The following is a 19,470-nucleotide window of genomic DNA, read 5'->3' as shown; positions in this document are numbered from 1 at the left end:
CACCGCAATGCTGGGGAAATGCAGTGGGCGCGGGCGCCTAGCATGATGCTGAAAGAGGGGAAACACTTGGGCAAAGGGGCGAGTTATTCAGTGCCGCGCCGAACTGTCTGCTTCCCTTCTTCGCCAGTTTTTGTGCATGTTGCGACATGGATTTGTCACATGACAAGCCGACTGGCGCGTAACAGCGCGCCGGACCGGGCAAAACGAATATTGCAGGGAGAAAATCAATGAAAAAACTGAGTGTAAGCCTGATGGCGCTGACCGTTGCAGGCTCTGCCTATGCCGCCGAGATGGGGGCCGTGGATCAGCCGATCAAACTGGCGATCAACGAATGGACTGGCCAGCACGTGACCACCCATGTCGCGGGTGAGATGCTGAAAGCTGCCGGGTACAATGTGGAATATGTGACCGCAGGCATGATGAATCAGTTCCAGGCGCTGGCCGATGGTGACATCGACGCGACCCTGGAAATCTGGTCGTCCAACGTATCGGATGAATATTCCAAGAAGATCGACGAAGGCACCGTCGTTGAAATCGGCGATCTGGGCCTCGACGCCAAAGAAGGCATCGCCTATCCCGCGCATGTGGCTGATCTGTGTCCCGGCCTGCCCGCATGGGAAGCGCTGAAGGACTGCGCGCAGGTATTTGCGACGGCCGAAACGCTGCCCGGGGGCCGTCTGGTCGATTACCCGGCTGATTGGGGTACGCCCGGCGCTGACCGTATGGTGGGCCTGGATCTGCCGTTCAAAGCGGTTCCCGCAGGTTCCGAGGGGGCTTTGATAGCCGAGCTTCGGGCCTCGACCGAGCGCAACTCGCCGCTGCTGATCACCTTCTGGCAGCCGCATTGGGCTATGTCGGCCTATGATGTGCAATTCGTCGAACTGCCAGCCGGGGAAGACGCCTGTTTCACCGATCCCGCTTGGGGCCCGAACCCGAACGCTGTGAACGATTGCGATTTCTCGCCGTCGCGCATCTTCAAGGCGGGTTGGAGCGGCATGGAAGACAAATGGCCCGCAGCCTATGAAATCCTGACCAACTATCAGCTGGCGGTCGAAGATCAGCAGCCGATGATGGGTGCGATCGACGTTGATGGTGGTTCCGTCGAAGAGGTCGTCGCCGCTTGGATGGCTGAAAACGAAGGCAAATGGCGCCCTGTTGTTGACGCGGCAACGCAGTGAGCTGACATCAGTGACTGACGCAAATTCGCCAGCCATCGCCTGCCAGAATCTCTGGCAGGTGTTTGGCCCCGGCGCTGACAAAGCCCTGACCGACGCGCTGTCTCGGTCAGGGAATGACGCTGACAAAGCCGCAGCCGATCTGCGGGAAAACGGGTTCATCCCCGCCGTTCAGGATGCCAATTTCGAGGTCAAGGAGGGCGAGCTGTTTGTGATCATGGGCCTGTCCGGTTCGGGCAAGTCCACTTTGATCCGCTGTATCTCGCAGCTTTTGCCGGGCACGGGTGGCGAAATCCGTGTGGATGGCGAGAACGTCATCGGCGCGTCAAAGAAAGCCATGACCGAGCTGCGCCGCAAAAAGCTGGGCATGGTATTTCAGCATTTCGGCCTGTTCCCGCATATGACCGTTGCCGAAAACGTCGCCTATCCGCTGCGTGTTCAGGGTGTTAGCCGCAAAGAGCGGATGGCCCGTGCGCAGGAGGTAATCTCGTTGGTCGGTCTGGAGGGGCGCGAAGACAGCTTCCCGCGTCAGCTTTCGGGTGGTCAGCGACAGCGTGTCGGGATTGCCCGGTCTCTGGCCGTGAACCCCGATATCTGGTTTTTGGACGAACCGTTCTCGGCCCTCGATCCCTTGATCCGCCGTCAGTTGCAGGATGAATTCCTGCGCATTCAGGCGACGCTGCAGAAATCCATCGTCTTCATCACCCACGATATTCAAGAGGCGCTGAAACTGGCCGACCGGATTGCCATCATGCGCGACGGCAAGATAGTCCAGATCGGTACACCCACCGATATCGTACTGCGCCCGGTGGATGATTACGTGCGAGAGTTTTCAAAGGATGTCGCCAAGGGTCAGCATGCCAAGGTCGCATCGGTCATGCGCCAAGACGGAGAGCGGGGACCAGATGACCCTGGCCTGACAACCTCGATGACATTGGACGCTGCATTGGCGCATTGCATGGAGTTATATGAACCGGTGCCCGTCAGGGATGCCGATGGTAACATCGTCGGAACGGTTCATCCGTCCGATCTGGCCGCCGCCCTGCAGGTTGATGAAACATGACTGTAGCGACGGAAGTTTCTGTGCCGCAGGCGCGCCTGAGCATTGGCGCGCGCGCCGCACTGATCACAGTGATCGTCGGTGCGTTGTGTCTGGCGCTGGAAGGCGTCGCGCCCTGGCTGGTCAAATGGCCCGCAGGCTGGGAACTGCCTGCAACGCAATGGGTCGGCACGTTTCTGGACTGGTTCCTGAACGGGATCAAACCGGTGGCGCGGCTGTTTTCCGATCTCATGGCCTATCCCATGAACTGGGCCAACTTTGTTCTCGGCAATACGCCATGGCCCATCCTGATCGGTCTGGTGACTGCGCTGGGTTGGTATCTGGGCGGCTTGCCGATGGCGGCGCTGGGCTTTGTGGGCCTTAGCTTTGTGTTGGCATCGGGCTATTGGGCCGAAAGTATGAACACCCTGGCGTTAGTGGCCGTTTCCGTGCCGGTTGCGCTGATCATGGGCGGAGCTATCGGTATCCTTGCCAACGAAGTTCCGCGCGTGAAGTCATTTGTGCAGGCCGTGCTGGACGTGATGCAGACCGTGCCGACATTCGCTTATCTGACGCCGCTGCTGCTGCTGTTTGGTTTCGGTCCTGTGGTTGGGCTGATCGCCTCGGCCATCTATGCGGCCCCTCCGATGGCGCGCAACGTGATGTTGGGGCTGGAGCGGGTCGAACCGGAAATCAAAGAGGCTGCCATCATGTCCGGCGGCACGCGGTTTCAACAGCTGTTTCAGGTCGAGATCCCGGCTGCAGCCACGCAGATCATGGTCGGTGTGAACCAGTGCCTAATGGCTGCGCTGTCGATGGTTATCATCGCAGCCGTCATTGGCGGCTTCAACGATATCGGTTGGGAGGTTCTTCTGACCATGCGCAAGGCACAGTTCGGCGAAGCCTTGATGGCCGGTCTGGTGATCGTGGTCTTTGCCGTCGTCATCGACCGGATGAGCGGGACGCTGGCGACCGAACGTAAACGCTATGACCAGCGTGTCGCCTGGGCAGTAATTGGCGTTGCCGTGCTGTTCACCGCTGCCTTTTGGACCAGGCTGCCGAACCCGTCCGAACTGACCATTCTCGACCCGCTGGCCGGGGTGATTGACGGCGGGCTGACGGCGTTTACCCAGGCTAATGGGCCGTGGCTTGACGCGCTCAAGAACAACTCTTTGTTCTATGTGCTGCTGCCGCTTCGGATTGGTTTGGACCAGGCCGTGCTGCCGTTCACATGGGGTTTTCAGTGGACGCCCGTGATGAGCTATGGCCTGTTCGCCGCCGCCGCAGCGATTGCTGTGCTAATGGCATGGCGCGGACACCTGACCGGCGGGCTTGTGATGCTGATCCTGATCGGGATGCTCGAAACCGGCATTGCCAATCTGCCCTGGCCTTTCGTTCTGACTGCCGCCGCCGCGTTGGGGTGGGTGGCAGGGGGCTGGCGATTGGCGGCGCTTTCGGTCGGATTGCTCTGTACCATTCTTGTCTCGGGCCTGTGGGAACGCGCGCTGTTATCGCTGTATCTGAGCGGTGCTGCGGTGTTTTCTTGTGCCGTAGTCGGTGGTGTGATTGGTCTTGCCAGTGCAGTCTGGTTGCCTGTTTGGAAGGTGGTCCGCCCCGTCTGTGACATGTTGCAGACGATCCCACTGTTCGTGTTCCTGATTCCTGTGCTGATGGTGTTTCAGATCGGCGAGTTTTCGGCCTTTCTGGCAATCTGCGCCTATGCCGTTGTTCCGATGATCCGCTACACTCGGCACGGGCTGGTCAATACACCGGATGAGATGATGGAGGCCGCCATCTCTAGTGGCGCGACCGAGTGGCAGATCATGCGTGACGTGCGCGCGCCTTATGCTGCGCCGACTATCTTACTGGGTCTGAACCAGACCATCCTTTACGCCTTTGCCATGCTGGTGATCGCTGCGCTGATCGGAACCACCGGTCTGGGCCAGTCGATCTACCTTGCGCTGGGCCAGGCGGATGTGGGGTTGGGGATTTCAGCAGGGGCGGCGATGGCTATCCTTGCGCTGATAGCTGACCGCATCGTGCAGGGCTTTGCCGAGGAACGTCGCAAGGCGCTGGGCCTGTAAACATCGGCAGAAAGGCGGAACAACCGCCTCTCTGCCTCATTTGATTTCGGGCAAGGACGTTCCGGCGCCGGTAATTAAACCTGGCGCAAATGATCGGAGACTACCATGGCAGGCTGGCCCCTATTCTTTGCTGCACTGATAGCGTTTCTGGCGACCCATGCGATACCAGCGCGCCCCGCTGTGCGCGATCGTCTGATCACTACGTTCGGACGGCGCGGGTATTTCGTGGCTTATTCCATCTTGTCTCTGCTGGTTCTGGGTTGGTTGATCATCGCTGCAGCGCAAGCCCCGTATGTCGAGGTGATCCCACCCATTTGGATATTCCGCTGGATTCCCGTTCTGATGATGCCCGTTGTGTGCTGGCTCGCGGTTGCGGGCTTGACGATCCAGAACCCGTTTTCATTTGGTGGTTTAGGCCAGCGCCCGTTCGATCCGGAAAAGCCCGGCATTCTGCGCACCACGCGCCACCCGGTTTTGGTGGCGCTGTTGGTGTGGGCCGTCGCTCATCTGCTGGCCAATGGCAGCCTGTCCCACGTGATTTTGTTCGGTTTGTTTGCGGTATTTGCTGCGATGGGGCTGCCGCTGATTGATCGACGCAAATCCCGTCAGATGGGTGCTGAATGGGGTCGGCTGTCGCGCAACACTGCAAGGTTTTCTTTGCGTGCGCCACGCCCTTGGCCGCCTGTTTGGATCGGGTTTGTAGCGCTGGCGGCATTTGCAATCCTGCTTCACCTACACGAACCGGTGATCGGATTGTCTCCGCTGCCATAAGCTGAGTGGTGGTCGGGGCGGGTCGTGCGTGCTATTTGATGTTTCGAACTGTTGCGACAAGGGGATTTGCATGTACCTCGCCTATGTTACGACCACCGACCGCGGTGCAACCGACCGTCTGCTGAGCGCGGCTGCGGATCGCCTTTTGGCGGTAGATGCGCAGTTGGCGGGTGTGGTGCAAACCAACACCGAATGCGCCGACAGCAGCAAGTGCGACATGGACGTCCGTGTCCTGCCCGAGGGCGAGACCATCCGGATTTCGCAGTCTTTGGGTACTCAGTCGCGCGGCTGCCGTCTCGACCCTGCGGCACTTGAGCGGGCAGTTGGATATGTGACGGCATCGCTGGCAGAGAATCCCCAATTGCTGATCGTTAACAAGTTCGGCAAGCACGAGGCGGATGGGCGCGGTTTTCGCCCGGTCATCGCTGAAGCACTGGCGCAGGACATTCCGGTTCTTGTCGGGGTGAACGGTTTGAACACGGCCAAATTCGAAGAATTTACGGGCGGCGGTGCCGAGCAGATTGAGCCCGACCTTGAGGCGATCTTGGCCTGGTTTGACCGGGTCACTGCGCAACGTGAAGCTGCCGCCTGACAGAACGGTCATAAGGCGGGGCCATTGGTCCTGCCAATTTCTGCATGGTGCGGTGTGATCAGCCATCCATCACCCGCGCTGGCAAAGCTTGCTGGATGTCTGGAAGAAAATGGTGGGCGACCCTGGAATCGAACCAGGCGTGCGTCTCCGCGAGGGAGTTACAGTCCCCTGCCACACCTTGCGGCCTGTCGCCCACTGTCAGGCGTTGCACCTGACGTGGAGGCGTGATTACTAGCGCTCTAAAGGAGCGTCAACAGGAAAATACTGCTTTGACGCAGGAAACCGAATTCGCGGCCCGGAGGCCAAAGAAATGAAGAAACCCAAGTGGGTCGTCGAAAAAGAACAGGCGCGCAAAGCTGCCGCATCCGAAACTGTTTGGCTGTTTGGTCTGCATGCGGTGCGGGATGCGCTGATGAACCCAAACCGCACAAAATTGCACCTGATTGTGACACGGAATGCGCGGGACAAGCTGGTGGAAGCCATTGAATTTGCAGGTATTGAGCCCGAGATGGTTGATCCACGCAAATTTACCGCTCCGATCGACCCGGGGTCGGTTCATCAGGGCGCGGCCCTTGAGGTTAAGCCTTTGGAATGGGGTGGTCTGGCGGAAAACTGCATCGGGCGCGAACACCCGCGCGTCATTTTGTTAGACCGCGTGACCGACCCCCATAATGTCGGAGCGATTCTACGATCAGCTGAGGTTCTTGGAGCCAGCGCTGTAGTCGGTATGCGCCATCACGCGGCGCCGGAAACTGGCGCGCTGGCCAAGACCGCCAGCGGCGCACTGGAACGTCAACCCTATCTGCGGGTGCGTAACCTGGCTGATGCCATTGTCGAGTTGCAGGGAATGGGGTTTCTGGTCCTAGGACTGGACGGCGAGGCGGACGACACGATCGAGGCCGCCTTGAGAGGTAACCCGGACCAGCCAGTGGCATTGGTGTTAGGCGCAGAGGGACCGGGCCTGAGGCAAAAAACCAAAGAAACCGTCGACAAGTTGGTCAAAATTGACGCTGTGGGCGGGTTTGGTTCTCTCAATGTCTCAAATGCGGCGGCGATTGCCCTATATGCTTCTAGGCAAAGATAACGACAGGAGAACGCCATTTCCACGCCATCCAAAATTGCGACCTGCTGTTACTGTGGGACCCGGGCAGCGCTTGTTCTAAAAGGCACGCAGCGCCAAGAGCTCAGTTGTTCAAGCTGCGGTGCCCCGCTGCATAACCTCAAGATGATGCCAAAGCGCAAACTGGACGATGCCAAGGCGAACCGTCAAACAGCCAAGCAGGATCGTCCCTACAAGAGCAAAAAGAAGAAAAAAGGCGTTTTCTCACGGGTGCTGGATGAAGCCTGGGATGTGATCGAGGACATTTTCGACTAAAGGCTGGCGTTGACGGTTCGAATGTTCACAAGCGCGTTAAAAGGGGTTTCAGTCGCGATAATAAATTGCATCTTGATACCCTGAGTTTCTATTTGTGATCCGATGACCATGAACAGACGTTTCCTTTTTGGCGCGATTGCCGCCTGTGTGATTGCTCTTCCTGCGTTTGCGCAGGATCTGCCCGTCTTCTATCGGACGGACGGTGCAGCCATGGCCGGATATGATGCGGTGTCCTATTTCAATGGCGAAACACCTGTTCGGGGTCAGCCTGAATACGCGGTTATGTGGAAAGGCGCCGAATGGCACTTTGCCACCGCTGAGAATCGGGATGCGTTTGAGATGAATCCGCGTGCCTATGCACCTCAGTTCGGCGGGTACTGCGCCTTTGCAATGGCGCAAGGAGAGCTTGTCAGCACCGATCCGACTATTTGGCAGGTGATTGACGGTCGGCTATATCTAACCCACTCGCCAGAAATCGAGCGCATCTGGCAACGCGATACCGCAGCTTATATCCGCGAGGCCGAGGCGCATTGGCCAAGCGTTCTGTATGAATAACAGGGCGGCGGTCGTTTTTTTCTGATCTGTCATCACAAAATTGCGCGCTACCTCTTTTTTTCTCTGAACTCATGCTTAAATGTCACAGTGACCGCGGAACGGAACTGCCGCGGGTCATTTCACTGTCCCTCGTTCCAACAACTGGCGCTCAGGTATTCCTGGGCGCTTTTTTCTTTTGGAAAGGGCGACTAGGGTGCGCAAATGACTGAATATTCCGATGATTTCCTGACCCAGATTCTAAAGCGTACCAAAACCATTGCGGTGGCGGGCGTGTCGATGAATCCGGTGCGACCCAGCTATTATGTGGCGCGGTATTTGTCACTCAGGGGATACAAAGTGATCCCTGTTAACCCCGGCCATGCGGGCAAGATGCTGTTTGGCCAGACAATCCGTGCGTCGCTATCCGAGATTTCCGAACCGGTAGACATGGTCGATATCTTTCGCCGATCCGAAGCTGTACCACCCATAGTGGACGAGGCGCTTGAGGCGTTTCCCAATCTGCGCACAATCTGGATGCAGATTGGAATAGAACATGCCACGGCTGCGGCCACAGCGCAGGCGCGCGGGGTGGATGTCGTGATGAACCGCTGCCCGAAGATCGAATATCAGCGTTTGTTTGGCGAATTGCGCATGGGTGGTTTTGCCACCGGAATGATTTCGTCGAAACTCTGAGCGGTTATTCACCGAGATATGGTTGCAGTTCGCCGAATTGTTCCAAACGCCGCTTTTCCAGAACCACTTCGCGCGGAACCCAGTCATAGCGCGTGTCTTGTGGTAAGGGCGTCCAGTACAGCACGCCGCCATAGCGCCAGGGGTCCAGCACAACACCGTCATACATTGTCTCGCCTTTGCGACTGATGATTGCCGTGCTGTGGTCGATCCGGAACGGGTTGTCGGCATTAGCGATGGCGCGGTGCATTTCCAGCGTCTGGAAGTTTTCCTGATCCAGCCGCCGTTCGATATCCTCGGCCCAGTGCCAACACAGTCCTCGCGGCTTCAGGCCCTTGTTGACTTTGGCATTGTGGATCAGTGGCGGGTCGGTGATCTGATATTCCTGAGCCAGTTGATCGGTGTAGGCATAGGCAATGCGCGCGGCGCGGTTGGCCTCTTCAGGGTCGATGTCAGGCCCGAGGTTGCGGATTTCAGACGCCAGGCGCTGAACTTCATCACTGGTGGACGGCGGGGCAATTGCGCAGGACCCCAGAACGGCTAGCGCCAGTCCAAATACCAAAGCTCTGATCATCTGCGCGCCCTTTGACCTGCGAACCTGTCAGGATCAGAATAAAGGATCGACAACACCTGCGTCACCCCTTGGGTCGCGCGGCCTTTTCCGCGATGCCGCTGGTGCCCTGACGCCGGACCAGTTCGGCCAACACATCATCCAGCGCCACATCGCGCGCGGCCAGCATGACCAGCAGGTGATACAGTACATCCGCCGCCTCTGAGGTCAGCTTGGCCTGGTCGCCCTTGACCGCCTCAATGATGGCCTCAACCGCTTCTTCGCCGAATTTCTCGGCACATTTCTCGGGGCCATTGGCCAACAGCTTGGCGGTCCAGCTGCCTTCAGGATCCGTCCCTTTGCGGGCCTCAATCGTTTGGGCCAGGTCGTGCAGAATGCTCATGTCAGCCTCATCGGGATGCCAGCGGCAGCCATGTGTTCCTTGGCCTCGCGGATGGTGAATTCGCCGAAGTGAAAGATCGATGCGGCAAGGACAGCGCTGGCACCGCCTTCGGTGACGCCTTCGACCAGATGATCCAGAGTTCCAACCCCGCCCGAGGCGATCACTGGAACATTCACAGCATCCGAAATGGCGCGTGTCAGCGGCAAGTTGAACCCGGCTTTGGTACCATCGCGATCCATCGAAGTCAGCAGAATCTCACCCGCGCCCTTGGCGACGACAGTTTTGGCGAACTCAACCGCGTCGATGCCGGTGGGCTTGCGTCCGCCATGAGTGAAAATTTCCCACTTGCCGGGGCTGACGGTCTTGGCGTCGATGGCACAGACGATGCACTGGCTGCCGAATTGATCGGCGGCGTGGGCGATCACATCCGGGTTTGCCACTGCCGCCGAGTTGAAGCTGACCTTGTCTGCACCGGCCAGCAACAGAGCGCGCACGTCTTCCTTGGTCCGCACGCCGCCGCCAACGGTCAGGGGTACAAAGCACTGTTCCGCTGTGCGCTGCACCACATCGAACATGGTCCCGCGGTTTTCATGGGTGGCATGGATGTCCAGAAAGCAAATCTCGTCAGCGCCTGCCGCGTCATAGGCCTTGGCGGATTCCACCGGGTCACCCGCATCGCGCAGGCCAACAAAGTTAACACCTTTGACAACGCGGCCATCGGCGACATCCAGACAGGGTATGATACGGGTTTTCAGCATCTCTCGTCCTTTGTTGGCGCACCTCTAACGGCAAAGCCCCGCCGATGCCAGACTTGTGATTGTCACAACTCTGGAACCTGTGAAAACTGTCCCCAATTCATCAGGAGATCAATGAGATGCGTAGACTCTTTTTAGCAACCACTTTCATTTTCGCAGGAGCAGCTGCCGCAATGGCTGACGATATCATCAAGATGAAGACCGACAAATCGGTGACCCAGGCGCTGGACGCGCTTGAGACGGCGATTGGCAACGCTGGTGCAACGGTTTTTGCGCGGGTTGACCACGCGGCCGGGGCCGAAAAGATCGGAACGCCAATACCACCCAATCAGGTGCTGATCTTCGGCAATCCTGCGCTGGGTACGCCTGCAATGCAGATCGACCCGCGTGCCGGACTGTTCCTGCCGCTCAAGGTGCAAGCGTATGAAGATGCCGACGGTCAGGTTTGGCTGCTCTATGAAGATCCAAAAGAGACGATGGATGAGTTCGACGCGGTCGAAAACTCTCCCATCATCGAGAAAATGCGCGGGGCGCTTGCAAAGCTGACTGCGGCTGCAGCGCAGTAAATCAGGACAGGGCGCGAATGGCCTCTGCCAGGTCAATCGCGCCGTCATACAGCGCCCGGCCGGAAATCGCGCCGTTCAATTCCACACCGCAATCACGCAGAGCGATCAGATCATCCAATGAGCTGACGCCGCCTGAAGCGATCACCGGGATCGATACGGCACGGGCCAAGTCCGCGGTGGCCTCAATGTTAGGGCCCTGCATCGCGCCATCGCGGTTGATATCGGTATAGATGATTGCAGCAACGCCGGCATCCTCGAAGCTGCGCGCCAGATCAGTGACCTGCACATTCGTCTCTTCAGCCCAGCCTTTGGTCGCGACCATGCCGTTGCGGGCATCAATGCCAACGGCAACTTTGCCGGGAAAGGCTTTGGCCGCCTTGCGCACCAGATCCGGGTTCTCGACCGCGATTGTGCCCAGAATCACTCGGGCCAGACCTTTGTCGATCCAGGTTTCAATGGTGGCCATGTCGCGGATACCGCCGCCAAGCTGGGCGGGAACGTTGCATTCCTTCAGAATTGCCTCGACTGGGGCGGCGTTGACCGGCTCACCGGCAAAGGCACCGTTCAGGTCAACCAGATGTAGCCATTCGCACCCCGCGTCGACAAAGGCACGGGCCTGGGCGGCGGGGTCTTCATTGAACACGGTCGCTTTGTCCATTTCTCCGCGCAGCAGGCGCACGGCCTGTCCGTCTTTGAGGTCGATGGCAGGATAGAGGATCATGTTGTCAGGCCTTGAATCGCTGTTTTCCCGGCGGGATATCGCACAGGCAGGGCAGGGGATGCAACGCGACGCAAAGTCAATCTTGCCCCACGTCCACCAGCGCGCCAGACTGCTGGTCAAATAGGGAGGATTTTATGAAGAAAACAACTTTTGCAGCAGCCTTGGGGCTGGCATCTCTGATTTCGGGAGCGGCGATGGCCGACCCGGTTGACGGTCTTTGGAAAACCCAGCCCGGAGACACCGGCGGGTATCTGCATGTTTCGATCGCCGAATGCGGCAGCGCGATTTGCGGTACCATCGATACCGCTTTTGACAAAGACGGGAATGAACAGTTGGAATATGAAAACCTCGGCAAGCAGATCATCTGGGATATGGTGTCCGATGGCGACGGCACCTATGGCGGAGGCAAGATCTGGGCTCCGGACAGAGACAAGACCTACAGCTCGAAAATGACCTTGGACAGCCAGAACAAGCTGACCGTCAAAGGTTGTGTTGCGGGTGGATTGGTGTGTCGCGGGCAGGACTGGACACGGGTTCAGTAACCGCTCAGGGCGTCCAGGTCAGGAAATTCCCGATCATGCGCAGGCCCACATCCTGGCTTTTCTCAGGATGGAACTGCATCCCGACCATAGTGTCACGGCCAATTACGGCCGTGACGTCCTGACCGTAATCCACATAGGCCAGACGCTGTGCCGGATCGCTGACCCGGAAATGGTATGAGTGGACGAAATAGGCGTGATCGCCTGACTTGACCCCGGCAAAAACCGGGTGGTCGCTTTCCAACACCAGATCGTTCCAGCCCATATGGGGCACTTTCAGCGATCGGTCTGACGGCGCGATCTGCACCACATCCCCAGCAATCCAGTCCAACCCATCGGTGTCAGTGTACTCATGACCTTTCGAGGCCATCAGCTGCATACCCACGCAGATACCCAGAAATGGGCGAGCTTTCTGCTCGACCGCTTCGACCATCGCGTCATAGATACCCTTGTGCCCGCGCAGCTCGGCCGCGCAGGCAGGGAAAGCGCCGTCACCGGGCAGCACCAGCCGGTCGGCGCGCGCCACGACATCCGCGTCTGAAGTTACTACGACCTCGCCGGCGTCCAGTTCCCGCGCCATGCGCTGAAACGCCTTTTCAGCGGAATGCAGATTGCCGCTTTCATAGTCGATAATGGCGGTGAGCATTTACAACGCGCCCTTGGTCGAAGGAATCGCATCTGCTTTGCGCGCATCGGTCTCAACCGCGTCGCGCAATGCGCGCGCGACAGCTTTGAACGCCGCTTCTGCGATGTGGTGGCTGTTGAACCCGTGCAACTGGTCGATATGCAGCGTGATGCCGCCATGAGTGGCCAGCGCCTGAAAGAACTCGCGCACCAGTTCAGTGTCGAAGGTGCCAATCTTGGGAGTCGGCAGGTCTACGTTCCAGATCAGAAACGGTCGCCCTGACAGATCCAGCGCACAGCGCACCTGTGCATCGTCCATCGGCAGGTGACATTCGCCATACCGCCGGATGCCCTTTTTGTCGCCCAAGGCCTGTGTCAACGCTTGCCCCAGTGCGATTCCGGTATCCTCGACCGTGTGGTGGTCGTCGATGTGGTAATCGCCCTTGGCGCGGATCGTCATGTCGATCAGAGAATGGCGCGCTAACTGATCCAGCATGTGGTCAAAGAAACCGACGCCGGTCTGATTGTCATACTGGCCAGTCCCATCCAGATTGACCTCGACCGTGATCTCGGTTTCGGCGGTCTGACGGCTGATCTTTGCGCTGCGCATGGGCGAATTCCTTTTACTACAGGCGTGCTTATAGACGGGGTAGGGCGGGTTGATCCAGACCATCCGTCGCAATCGCCGCAAACTGTTGCAGGGGATTGCGCCCGGGCGCAGCCCATGTCAGCCTGCGGCCAACTCAACCAACAAGGCCCGGCCCATGTCCACCTGTGTTTTCATCCAGATCCGCTGCAAACCCGGCACCACTTACAAGGTGGCTGAAGAGATCGCGTTGCGCGAAATCCACTCGGAGCTCTACTCTACCAGCGGCGAATATGACCTGCTGCTGAAGCTTTACATCCCCGAGGCCGAGGATGTGGGACATTTCATCAATGAAAATCTGCTGGTGATCTCGGGTATAGAACGCTCGCTGACCACAATGACGTTCAAGGCCTTCTAGCCCTGCTCAAACGTTGTCACGCGGAAGATTCGGTCCGGGTCGTGATCGGAGTACTTCGGCGCGGTGTCAAAGACGTTCTTATGCGCCGTCCGCGCGGCCAATGTGAAGGTGGCTTTGTTCGGTTGCGGCATATGAACATATACGCGGGTCATGCTTTTTCAGCAGGCCGCGCCATAAGAAAACAGCGTTGAGTGAGAGGGTTTGTATCTGGAGCGGGCGAGGCGATTCGAACGCCCGACCCTAACCTTGGCAAGGTTATGCTCTACCCCTGAGCTACGCCCGCATCAGATACATATTTGGTCCGGAGACCTCTCAATGGAGCGGGCGAGGCGATTCGAACGCCCGACCCTAACCTTGGCAAGGTTATGCTCTACCCCTGAGCTACGCCCGCGCCGTTGAGTGAGGCGTGAAGTATTAATTCTGGCGGAAAGCTGCAAGGGGAAAAACGCGACTTTTGCAAAAAATCTTCTCGTGCGGAGGAAATCCAGACAGACTTGACCTCGCGTAGCAGCAGCCCGGTTCAACTGGACCGGTCGAGATTCCGCGTTAAGCTTTGCCCAGAGCTTAGGAATATTAATAGACGGAGCCACCCATGCTGACAATAACACCGGTTTATGCGGCATTAGCCGCCTTTTTGTATCTGGCGCTGAGCCTTCGGGTCATTGGCCACCGACGGGGCGAAAAGGTTTCCTACGGGGATGGTGGCAAGGGGCAAATGATCAAGGCGATCCGAACTCATGGAAATTTCGCGGAATACGCGCCGTTTGCGCTGTTATTGATGGCGATGGTTGAATTGCAGGGCGCCAGCGGGTTGCTGTTGAACCTGTTGGGATTGGCCTTGCTGGGTGGTCGCCTGCTTCATGCATATGGGTTTGGCAGGTCTCCGCAGATCGTTATCCTCAGGCAAATCGGAATGCTGCTGACATTTGGTTCAATCTTCGTAGCTGCAATAGCCAATATTGTGCTGGCGGTGTGAGCGCGGTGGGTCGCACACGCCGAAAAAAGCCACCATTTTACCCAAATTCAATTATTAACTAACTGTCAACGTTAACTCAGGTGCTTGATTTTGTGGTATCTGCTGCCACTGCTCAAGAAGGACAGGTGAATAATATGAAACGGTTCTTGTTACTTTCGCGTGTAGTTGCGACCTCATTTCTGCTGCTTGGCGCTGTAAGCTTTGTGGCAGTTGTTGCCGTACCTGATATGGCCATCGCCAAAAATGGTGGCGGCAAAGGTAATGGCGGTGGCAAAGGCAATGGTGGTGGAAATGGGAACGGCGCGGATAAGTCTGGCGACAAGTCCTCACAGGTGAAAGGTGGCAAGTCCTTGGGTAAAAAGGGGACTGGCAAAGGGTTGCTCGCCAGTCTTGGCCTGAAAAAGCAAAAAACTGCCAAAACGGGCGCTACGACTCAAAAGAAAAACGGGCTGGTCGCTTCGATTGGTAATCTGGTCAAGGGCAATAAGAAACCTGCCAAGATGACCAAAGTTACCACTGCTGTCGTTGATGAGGAGCCGGTTCACCCCAACAAGCACGGCAAAATTGCATCGGAGCTTAAAGGTCTGAACGCAGCCCATGCCAGCCAAACGGCTCTTATGAATGCGTCCCCGAACAGTATGCCAGGAAAACTGTACTCTTATCAGCAGAGCATTCTTGGTCATACCGATGCGGCGACAGATCTGCAGGATAAGACGGATGAACTGGAAGACCTGCAGGAACTGACCGCAGAAGAGATCGAAGAGGCCTATGAGCCGACCGAGGACGAGCTTACCGAGGGCATCACCGCTCAGGACAAGTACGACGACGCGGTCGAAGAGGCTGCGCTGGCCGTAGAGGAGGCCGAGACAAACCTGGCCGGATCTTCTGACCCGCAAGAGGCTCTGGATATTCTGACCGGCGGTCGCGAGTTGTCTGACGACGCCCTGAACGAGCTGCACGACCTGCTGGGTCTGCCGGCGCTTGCGGATTATGATGTTTCTGATGATGAAACAGAAAAGGCATTGGTCGAAGATGAGGTTGAAGAAGAAACCGTAGACGGCTGAACCTTAACCCGATGAAATGGAAAAGGCGCGCCCCAGAGGCGCGCCTTATTTTTTTGCTATTCCAGCTCGATCAGCAGGTCCTTGGCGTCAATTTGGCCGCCTGGCTGAACGTGGATGGCTTTGACTACGGCGTCCCTTTCGGCGTGAATGCCAGTTTCCATCTTCATGGCCTCGATGGTCAAAAGCATATCGCCTTCTTTGACCTCTTGTCCCGCAGTAACCGCAACGGTTGCCACGACACCCGGCATCGGTGCGCCGATATGTGCGAGGTTGCCGATTTCCGCTTTGGGTCGGGCCTGCGTGGTTGACGTCACCAGACGGTTTGGCACCCGGATCACACGGGGTTGACCGTTCAGTTCAAAGAACACTTTGACCTCACCATTTTCATCGGTTTCACCGATGGCCTGACAGCGAATCTCAAGAGTCTTGCCGGGATCGATTTCCGCGGCGATCTCTTCGCCGGGCTCCATTCCATAGAAGAATGTGCGCGTGGGCAGGGTGCGGACGGGGCCATAGATCCGATGGCGACCCATGTAATCAAGGAACACCTTGGGATACATCAGGTATCCGTTCAGATCCTCGTCGTCGACCTCTTTGCCGTCCAGTTGTTTGGATAGCTCGGCGCGCGTTTCCTCCAGATCGACCGGGGGTACGTCTTTGCCGGGGCGGTCAGTGTTGGGGCTTTCGCCCTTAAGCGCCTTGCTGATGATCGCATCAGGGAACCCGCCCGGAGGCTGCCCCAGATTGCCGCGCATCATGTCGATGACCGAATCCGGGAAGGCCACGTCCGAGTCCGGGTTTTCGACATCGGCGCGCGTCAGCCCCTGGCTGACCATCATCAGCGCCATATCGCCAACCACTTTTGACGAAGGCGTGACTTTGACGATATCGCCGAACATCTGGTTCACGTCCGCATACATCTGCGCCACTTCATGCCAACGCTCTTCCAGGCCAAGGCTGCGCGCCTGAGCCTTGAGGTTGGTGAACTGGCCACCGGGCATCTCGTGCAGATATACCTCGGATGCAGGGGCCTGCAGGCTAGATTCAAAGGCCGCATACTGGCCTCGGACCACCTCGAAATAGTCGCTGATTTCGCGGATGGCCTTGATGTCCAGACCGGTGTCGCGTTCCGTATGGCGCAGCGCTTCGACCACAGTGCCCAATGTCGCCTGAGAAGTGTTGCCACTGAAGCTGTCCATCGCGCAGTCCACTGCGTCCACACCCGCCTCGGAGGCGGCCAGAATGGTGGCGCTGGCGATACCGGCAGTGTCGTGCGTGTGGAAGTGGATTGGCAACCCGACCTCTTCTTTCAGCGCACGGATCAAAATCTTGGCCGAGGCTGGTTTCAGCAGGCCGGCCATGTCTTTCAGGCCCAGAATATGAGCCCCGGCATCGCGGAGCTCTTTCGCCATGCCGACATAGTATTTTAGGTCATATTTGGCACGGTTCGGGTCCAGAATATCGCCAGTATAGCAAACGGTGCCTTCACAGATTTTACCGTTCTCGACCACCGCATCCATCGCGACACGCATATTTTCGACCCAGTTGAGAGAGTCGAAGACGCGGAACACGTCGATATTTTCTGACGCCTGACGAACGAATTCCTGCACCACGTTGTCGGGGTAATTGGTGTATCCAACCCCGTTTGCACCGCGCAAAAGCATCTGGGTCATCAGGTTCGGCATCACCTCGCGCAGGTCACGCAGACGTTGCCACGGACATTCCTGCAAGAACCGATAAGCCACATCGAAAGTGGCGCCGCCCCAGCATTCGACGCTGAACAGCTGCGGCAGGTTGGCCGCATAGCTCGGGGCCACTTTGATCATGTCGATCGACCGCATCCGCGTCGCCAGCAGCGACTGGTGCCCGTCGCGCATCGTGGTGTCGGTGATCAGCAACTGGCGCTGAGCCTTCATCCAATCGGCCACCGCCTGCGGGCCCTTTTGTTCTAGCAGATTGCGGGTGCCCATCTGCGGTTCACTTTTCAGAGCCGGGGCCTTGGCCTCTTTCAGATCGGTACGCGGTTCGGGACGATCCTTGGTTTCGGGATGCCCATTCACGGTGATATCCGCAATATAGGTCAGAACCTTGGTGCCCCTGTCACGGCGTCGTTTAAAGGTGAACAGCTCGGGCGTCGTGTCGATGAACTTGGTGGTGTATTCATTCGACAGGAAGGTCGGGTGTTTCAGCAGGTTGATGACAAAGTCGATATTGGTGCTGACGCCACGAATACGGAACTCGCGCAGCGCTCGGTCCATTCGCGAAATCGCGGCCTGTGGCGTCGGGGCCCAGGCCGTGACCTTGGTCAGCAGCGAGTCGTAGTACCGCGTGATTACACCACCCGCATAGGCCGTGCCGCCATCTAGGCGAATACCCATGCCAGTAGCCGAGCGGTATGCGGTGATGCGACCGTAGTCGGGAATAAAGTTGTTCTGTGGGTCTTCGGTTGTGATCCGGGTCTGAAGGGCATGACCGTTCAGGTGCACATCCGCTTGGCTGGCGGCGCCGGTGGCTTCGGCCAACGATTTGCCCTCGGCGATCAGGATCTGTGCCTGCACAATGTCGATACCTGTGACTTCCTCGGTGACGGTATGTTCCACCTGAACGCGCGGGTTCACCTCGATGAAGTAGAACTTGCTGGTTTCCATATCCATCAGGAACTCGACGGTGCCTGCGCATTCATAATTTACATGGGCGCAAATCTTGCGGCCCAGTTCGCAGATTTCCGCGCGTTGTTCTTCACTGAGATACGGGGCAGGCGCGCGTTCCACGACTTTCTGATTACGGCGCTGGACCGAGCAGTCGCGCTCATACAGGTGGTAAATTTCGCCATGTTTGTCGCCCAGAATCTGCACCTCGACATGGCGGGCGCGGATAATCATCTTTTCCAGATAGCCCTCGCCATTGCCAAAGGCAGCCTCGGCTTCGCGGCGGCCTTCCAGGACTTTTTCTTCCATTTCGTCCTCGGATTCGATTGGGCGCATGCCGCGGCCACCTCCGCCCCAGGATGCTTTGAGCATCAGGGGATATCCGATCTCTTTGGCTTGTGACCGGATCGCGTCCATATCGTCGCCCAGCACTTCGGTCGCTGGGATCACCGGAACTCCGGCGGCGATGGCCACGCGGCGGGCGCTGGCCTTGTCGCCCAAGGCGCGCATGGTTTCGGCCTTTGGTCCAATGAAGGTGATCCCGTTCTGGACGCAGGCATCCACGAAATCTGGGTTTTCCGACAACAAGCCATAGCCCGGGTGGATGGCATCCGCACCACATTCCTTGGCCACGCGAATAATCTCGTCAATGCTGAGGTAAGCCGCAACCGGCCCCATCCCCTCGCCGATGCGATAGGCCTCGTCCGCCTTGAAACGGTGCAAGCCAAGCTTGTCCTCTTCCGCATATACGGCGACTGTGCGTTTGCCCATCTCATTCGCTGCGCGCATCACGCGAATGGCAATCTCGCCGCGGTTGGCGATCAGGATCTTGTCGAAATGTGTCATATCAGGTCCCGGTCCTGTTTGTTTGGCGAACTTCTAGGCGAACAATACGCGCAGGTATATCGGTGATTTGGGTAGAACCGGCATGTTAACGCTCGCAAACGCCTCCTGTTGGTGAATGTTTGATAGCCTTGCTGCGCTGCGGCATCAAGACTGGTGAATTGCGGCGTGATTTGGTGTGTTCATTAAGGACTTTTTGGCCACGGTCGGCAGATGCTTTGCCAAGTTTCGACTTAGCCGGCAAGTTGCGCGCATGGTCGTGCCGGGTGCCGAGCCGATTGATTTCAAGCACGTTGGGAATGAAAGGCCTGACCGCGCCCGGTTTTCGTGGATGTGCAGCCCCGAGAGGTTTTGGGCAGATCGTTTGCGTTCCGCTTGCCTCAAATCATTGCGTTACTTCTTTATCCGATCCTCTGAAAGATCACCGACCGTTTAAGAGTCTAGGCTCCAGACTCATTGATTTACAGCCAGAATAGGACTGTAGCAGCGAGAGCGATGGCCGAGAGGAATACCTTTG

At 57.8% G+C, this 19,470-nt stretch carries 22 protein-coding genes and 3 tRNA genes; 14 read left to right on the top strand and 11 right to left on the bottom strand.

From position 1 onward, the window contains the following. The first annotated feature begins 227 nt into the window (after positions 1-227). The 5 genes from AC2FHW_RS10230 (at position 228) to AC2FHW_RS10210 (ending at position 5,661) form a co-directional block, all read left to right on the top strand. Positions 228-1,178 carry an ABC transporter substrate-binding protein gene (locus AC2FHW_RS10230; protein ID WP_496677737.1) on the top strand — a complete coding sequence of 317 codons (951 nt, stop codon included), beginning with the start codon at positions 228-230 and terminating at the stop codon, positions 1,176-1,178. Positions 1,179-1,188: 10 nt separating this feature from the next. Then, positions 1,189-2,238: a quaternary amine ABC transporter ATP-binding protein gene (locus AC2FHW_RS10225; RefSeq protein WP_496677738.1), complete on the top strand. Its 1,050-nt coding sequence runs from the start codon at positions 1,189-1,191 to the stop codon at positions 2,236-2,238. Continuing rightward, a complete protein-coding gene (locus tag AC2FHW_RS10220; protein ID WP_496677739.1) occupies positions 2,235-4,298 on the top strand; it encodes an ABC transporter permease in 2,064 nt (687 codons plus the stop codon). Before AC2FHW_RS10225 ends, AC2FHW_RS10220 begins: the two co-directional genes overlap by 4 nt. Positions 4,299-4,403: 105 nt before the next feature. Continuing rightward, complete coding sequence (locus AC2FHW_RS10215) at positions 4,404-5,069, top strand: NnrU family protein (protein ID WP_142636854.1); 666 nt, start codon at positions 4,404-4,406, stop codon at positions 5,067-5,069. A 70-nt stretch (positions 5,070-5,139) separates the two neighbouring features. Beyond that, entirely contained in the window at positions 5,140-5,661 is a 522-nt protein-coding gene (locus tag AC2FHW_RS10210; protein ID WP_281972753.1) for a DUF2478 domain-containing protein, read from the top strand. 110 nt (positions 5,662-5,771) lie between these two features. On the opposite strand, the gene AC2FHW_RS10205 is transcribed toward AC2FHW_RS10210, so the two are convergent. After that, a tRNA-Tyr gene (locus tag AC2FHW_RS10205) sits at positions 5,772-5,855 on the bottom strand. A 116-nt stretch (positions 5,856-5,971) separates the two neighbouring features. Between AC2FHW_RS10205 and rlmB the strand changes: the two genes are divergently transcribed. The 4 genes from rlmB (at position 5,972) to AC2FHW_RS10185 (ending at position 8,263) form a co-directional block, all read left to right on the top strand. Beyond that, a complete protein-coding gene (rlmB, locus tag AC2FHW_RS10200) occupies positions 5,972-6,745 on the top strand; it encodes a 23S rRNA (guanosine(2251)-2'-O)-methyltransferase RlmB (RefSeq protein WP_271949501.1) in 774 nt (257 codons plus the stop codon). A gap of 15 nt (positions 6,746-6,760) precedes the next feature. Then, positions 6,761-7,036 carry a hypothetical protein gene (locus AC2FHW_RS10195; protein ID WP_271949529.1) on the top strand — a complete coding sequence of 92 codons (276 nt, stop codon included), beginning with the start codon at positions 6,761-6,763 and terminating at the stop codon, positions 7,034-7,036. A 108-nt stretch (positions 7,037-7,144) separates the two neighbouring features. Beyond that, positions 7,145-7,591, top strand: a complete 447-nt coding sequence (locus AC2FHW_RS10190; RefSeq protein WP_271949503.1) for a YHS domain-containing (seleno)protein — start codon at positions 7,145-7,147, stop codon at positions 7,589-7,591. Positions 7,592-7,792: 201 nt separating this feature from the next. Further along, on the top strand, positions 7,793-8,263 hold the full coding sequence (locus tag AC2FHW_RS10185; protein WP_271949505.1) for a CoA-binding protein: 471 nt from the start codon (positions 7,793-7,795) through the stop codon (positions 8,261-8,263). 4 nt (positions 8,264-8,267) lie between these two features. Here AC2FHW_RS10185 and AC2FHW_RS10180 read toward each other — a convergent pair whose 3' ends face one another. The 3 genes from AC2FHW_RS10180 to hisF all read right to left on the bottom strand — a co-directional run bounded on the left by AC2FHW_RS10180 (position 8,268) and on the right by hisF (position 9,971). Further along, on the bottom strand, positions 8,268-8,834 hold the full coding sequence (locus AC2FHW_RS10180) for a hypothetical protein (RefSeq protein ID WP_142636866.1): 567 nt from the start codon (positions 8,832-8,834) through the stop codon (positions 8,268-8,270). A 61-nt stretch (positions 8,835-8,895) separates the two neighbouring features. Continuing rightward, positions 8,896-9,213, bottom strand: coding sequence for a phosphoribosyl-ATP diphosphatase (locus AC2FHW_RS10175; protein WP_271949507.1), 318 nt, complete (start codon positions 9,211-9,213; stop codon positions 8,896-8,898). Further along, positions 9,210-9,971: an imidazole glycerol phosphate synthase subunit HisF gene (hisF, locus tag AC2FHW_RS10170; protein WP_281972756.1), complete on the bottom strand. Its 762-nt coding sequence runs from the start codon at positions 9,969-9,971 to the stop codon at positions 9,210-9,212. Before hisF ends, AC2FHW_RS10175 begins: the two co-directional genes overlap by 4 nt. Before the next feature lie 170 nt (positions 9,972-10,141). Between hisF and AC2FHW_RS10165 the strand changes: the two genes are divergently transcribed. Beyond that, the gene (locus AC2FHW_RS10165; protein ID WP_282021465.1) at positions 10,142-10,534 is read left to right on the top strand and encodes a DUF302 domain-containing protein; all 393 of its coding nucleotides are present in this window, start codon (positions 10,142-10,144) and stop codon (positions 10,532-10,534) included. 1 nt (position 10,535) lies between these two features. Here AC2FHW_RS10165 and hisA read toward each other — a convergent pair whose 3' ends face one another. Continuing rightward, the gene (gene hisA, locus AC2FHW_RS10160) at positions 10,536-11,255 is read right to left on the bottom strand and encodes a 1-(5-phosphoribosyl)-5-[(5-phosphoribosylamino)methylideneamino]imidazole-4-carboxamide isomerase (RefSeq protein WP_142636874.1); all 720 of its coding nucleotides are present in this window, start codon (positions 11,253-11,255) and stop codon (positions 10,536-10,538) included. Positions 11,256-11,389: 134 nt separating this feature from the next. Here hisA and AC2FHW_RS10155 point away from each other — a divergent pair, with 134 nt between their 5' ends. Next, positions 11,390-11,797 (top strand): DUF2147 domain-containing protein, encoded by a 408-nt coding sequence (locus tag AC2FHW_RS10155; RefSeq protein WP_496701638.1) that lies wholly within the window; start codon positions 11,390-11,392, stop codon positions 11,795-11,797. A gap of 4 nt (positions 11,798-11,801) precedes the next feature. Here AC2FHW_RS10155 and hisH read toward each other — a convergent pair whose 3' ends face one another. Then, positions 11,802-12,440 (bottom strand): imidazole glycerol phosphate synthase subunit HisH, encoded by a 639-nt coding sequence (gene hisH, locus AC2FHW_RS10150; RefSeq protein WP_271949515.1) that lies wholly within the window; start codon positions 12,438-12,440, stop codon positions 11,802-11,804. After that, positions 12,441-13,028, bottom strand: a complete 588-nt coding sequence (gene hisB / locus AC2FHW_RS10145) for an imidazoleglycerol-phosphate dehydratase HisB (RefSeq protein WP_142636880.1) — start codon at positions 13,026-13,028, stop codon at positions 12,441-12,443. Between the two features lie 154 nt (positions 13,029-13,182). Between hisB and AC2FHW_RS10140 the strand changes: the two genes are divergently transcribed. Then, positions 13,183-13,422: an Lrp/AsnC family transcriptional regulator gene (locus tag AC2FHW_RS10140; protein WP_142636899.1), complete on the top strand. Its 240-nt coding sequence runs from the start codon at positions 13,183-13,185 to the stop codon at positions 13,420-13,422. Here AC2FHW_RS10140 and AC2FHW_RS10135 read toward each other — a convergent pair. The 3 genes from AC2FHW_RS10135 to AC2FHW_RS10125 all read right to left on the bottom strand — a co-directional run bounded on the left by AC2FHW_RS10135 (position 13,419) and on the right by AC2FHW_RS10125 (position 13,813). Beyond that, positions 13,419-13,574, bottom strand: a complete 156-nt coding sequence (locus tag AC2FHW_RS10135; protein ID WP_185956685.1) for a hypothetical protein — start codon at positions 13,572-13,574, stop codon at positions 13,419-13,421. The two genes, AC2FHW_RS10140 and AC2FHW_RS10135, sit on opposite strands and share 4 nt — an antisense overlap. Positions 13,575-13,630: 56 nt before the next feature. Beyond that, positions 13,631-13,705 (bottom strand) — tRNA-Gly (locus AC2FHW_RS10130). A gap of 33 nt (positions 13,706-13,738) precedes the next feature. After that, positions 13,739-13,813, bottom strand: a tRNA-Gly gene (locus tag AC2FHW_RS10125). A gap of 201 nt (positions 13,814-14,014) precedes the next feature. On the opposite strand from AC2FHW_RS10125, the gene AC2FHW_RS10120 reads away from it, so the two are divergent. Both AC2FHW_RS10120 and AC2FHW_RS10115 read left to right on the top strand, forming a co-directional pair. Beyond that, positions 14,015-14,398: an MAPEG family protein gene (locus tag AC2FHW_RS10120; RefSeq protein WP_142636882.1), complete on the top strand. Its 384-nt coding sequence runs from the start codon at positions 14,015-14,017 to the stop codon at positions 14,396-14,398. A gap of 134 nt (positions 14,399-14,532) precedes the next feature. Beyond that, positions 14,533-15,462 carry a hypothetical protein gene (locus tag AC2FHW_RS10115; RefSeq protein WP_271949518.1) on the top strand — a complete coding sequence of 310 codons (930 nt, stop codon included), beginning with the start codon at positions 14,533-14,535 and terminating at the stop codon, positions 15,460-15,462. Between the two features lie 56 nt (positions 15,463-15,518). On the opposite strand, the gene AC2FHW_RS10110 is transcribed toward AC2FHW_RS10115, so the two are convergent. Further along, positions 15,519-18,956: a pyruvate carboxylase gene (locus tag AC2FHW_RS10110; RefSeq protein WP_142636886.1), complete on the bottom strand. Its 3,438-nt coding sequence runs from the start codon at positions 18,954-18,956 to the stop codon at positions 15,519-15,521. Positions 18,957-19,470 lie beyond the last annotated feature (514 nt).

Source organism: Ruegeria sp. YTSA108 (genome assembly GCF_059610185.1).
This window is presented reverse-complemented; position numbering and strand designations above follow the sequence as displayed.

Excerpts from the sequence above, each read along its gene's own strand:
- rlmB (WP_271949501.1), top strand. The coding sequence starts at position 5,972 with ATGAAGAAACCCAAGTGGGTCGTCGAAAAAGAACAGGCGCGCAAAGCT.
- AC2FHW_RS10185 (WP_271949505.1), top strand. The coding sequence starts at position 7,793 with ATGACTGAATATTCCGATGATTTCCTGACCCAGATTCTAAAGCGTACC.
- AC2FHW_RS10115 (WP_271949518.1), top strand. The coding sequence starts at position 14,533 with ATGAAACGGTTCTTGTTACTTTCGCGTGTAGTTGCGACCTCATTTCTG.
- AC2FHW_RS10155 (WP_496701638.1), top strand. The coding sequence starts at position 11,390 with ATGAAGAAAACAACTTTTGCAGCAGCCTTGGGGCTGGCATCTCTGATT.
- AC2FHW_RS10120 (WP_142636882.1), top strand. The coding sequence starts at position 14,015 with ATGCTGACAATAACACCGGTTTATGCGGCATTAGCCGCCTTTTTGTAT.
- hisH (WP_271949515.1), bottom strand. The coding sequence starts at position 12,440 with ATGCTCACCGCCATTATCGACTATGAAAGCGGCAATCTGCATTCCGCT.
- AC2FHW_RS10110 (WP_142636886.1), bottom strand. The coding sequence starts at position 18,956 with ATGACACATTTCGACAAGATCCTGATCGCCAACCGCGGCGAGATTGCC.
- AC2FHW_RS10230 (WP_496677737.1), top strand. The coding sequence starts at position 228 with ATGAAAAAACTGAGTGTAAGCCTGATGGCGCTGACCGTTGCAGGCTCT.
- hisB (WP_142636880.1), bottom strand. The coding sequence starts at position 13,028 with ATGCGCAGCGCAAAGATCAGCCGTCAGACCGCCGAAACCGAGATCACG.
- AC2FHW_RS10210 (WP_281972753.1), top strand. The coding sequence starts at position 5,140 with ATGTACCTCGCCTATGTTACGACCACCGACCGCGGTGCAACCGACCGT.
- AC2FHW_RS10220 (WP_496677739.1), top strand. The coding sequence starts at position 2,235 with ATGACTGTAGCGACGGAAGTTTCTGTGCCGCAGGCGCGCCTGAGCATT.
- AC2FHW_RS10175 (WP_271949507.1), bottom strand. The coding sequence starts at position 9,213 with ATGAGCATTCTGCACGACCTGGCCCAAACGATTGAGGCCCGCAAAGGG.
- hisF (WP_281972756.1), bottom strand. The coding sequence starts at position 9,971 with ATGCTGAAAACCCGTATCATACCCTGTCTGGATGTCGCCGATGGCCGC.
- AC2FHW_RS10190 (WP_271949503.1), top strand. The coding sequence starts at position 7,145 with ATGAACAGACGTTTCCTTTTTGGCGCGATTGCCGCCTGTGTGATTGCT.
- AC2FHW_RS10180 (WP_142636866.1), bottom strand. The coding sequence starts at position 8,834 with ATGATCAGAGCTTTGGTATTTGGACTGGCGCTAGCCGTTCTGGGGTCC.
- AC2FHW_RS10215 (WP_142636854.1), top strand. The coding sequence starts at position 4,404 with ATGGCAGGCTGGCCCCTATTCTTTGCTGCACTGATAGCGTTTCTGGCG.
- hisA (WP_142636874.1), bottom strand. The coding sequence starts at position 11,255 with ATGATCCTCTATCCTGCCATCGACCTCAAAGACGGACAGGCCGTGCGC.
- AC2FHW_RS10140 (WP_142636899.1), top strand. The coding sequence starts at position 13,183 with ATGTCCACCTGTGTTTTCATCCAGATCCGCTGCAAACCCGGCACCACT.
- AC2FHW_RS10135 (WP_185956685.1), bottom strand. The coding sequence starts at position 13,574 with ATGACCCGCGTATATGTTCATATGCCGCAACCGAACAAAGCCACCTTC.
- AC2FHW_RS10165 (WP_282021465.1), top strand. The coding sequence starts at position 10,142 with ATGGCTGACGATATCATCAAGATGAAGACCGACAAATCGGTGACCCAG.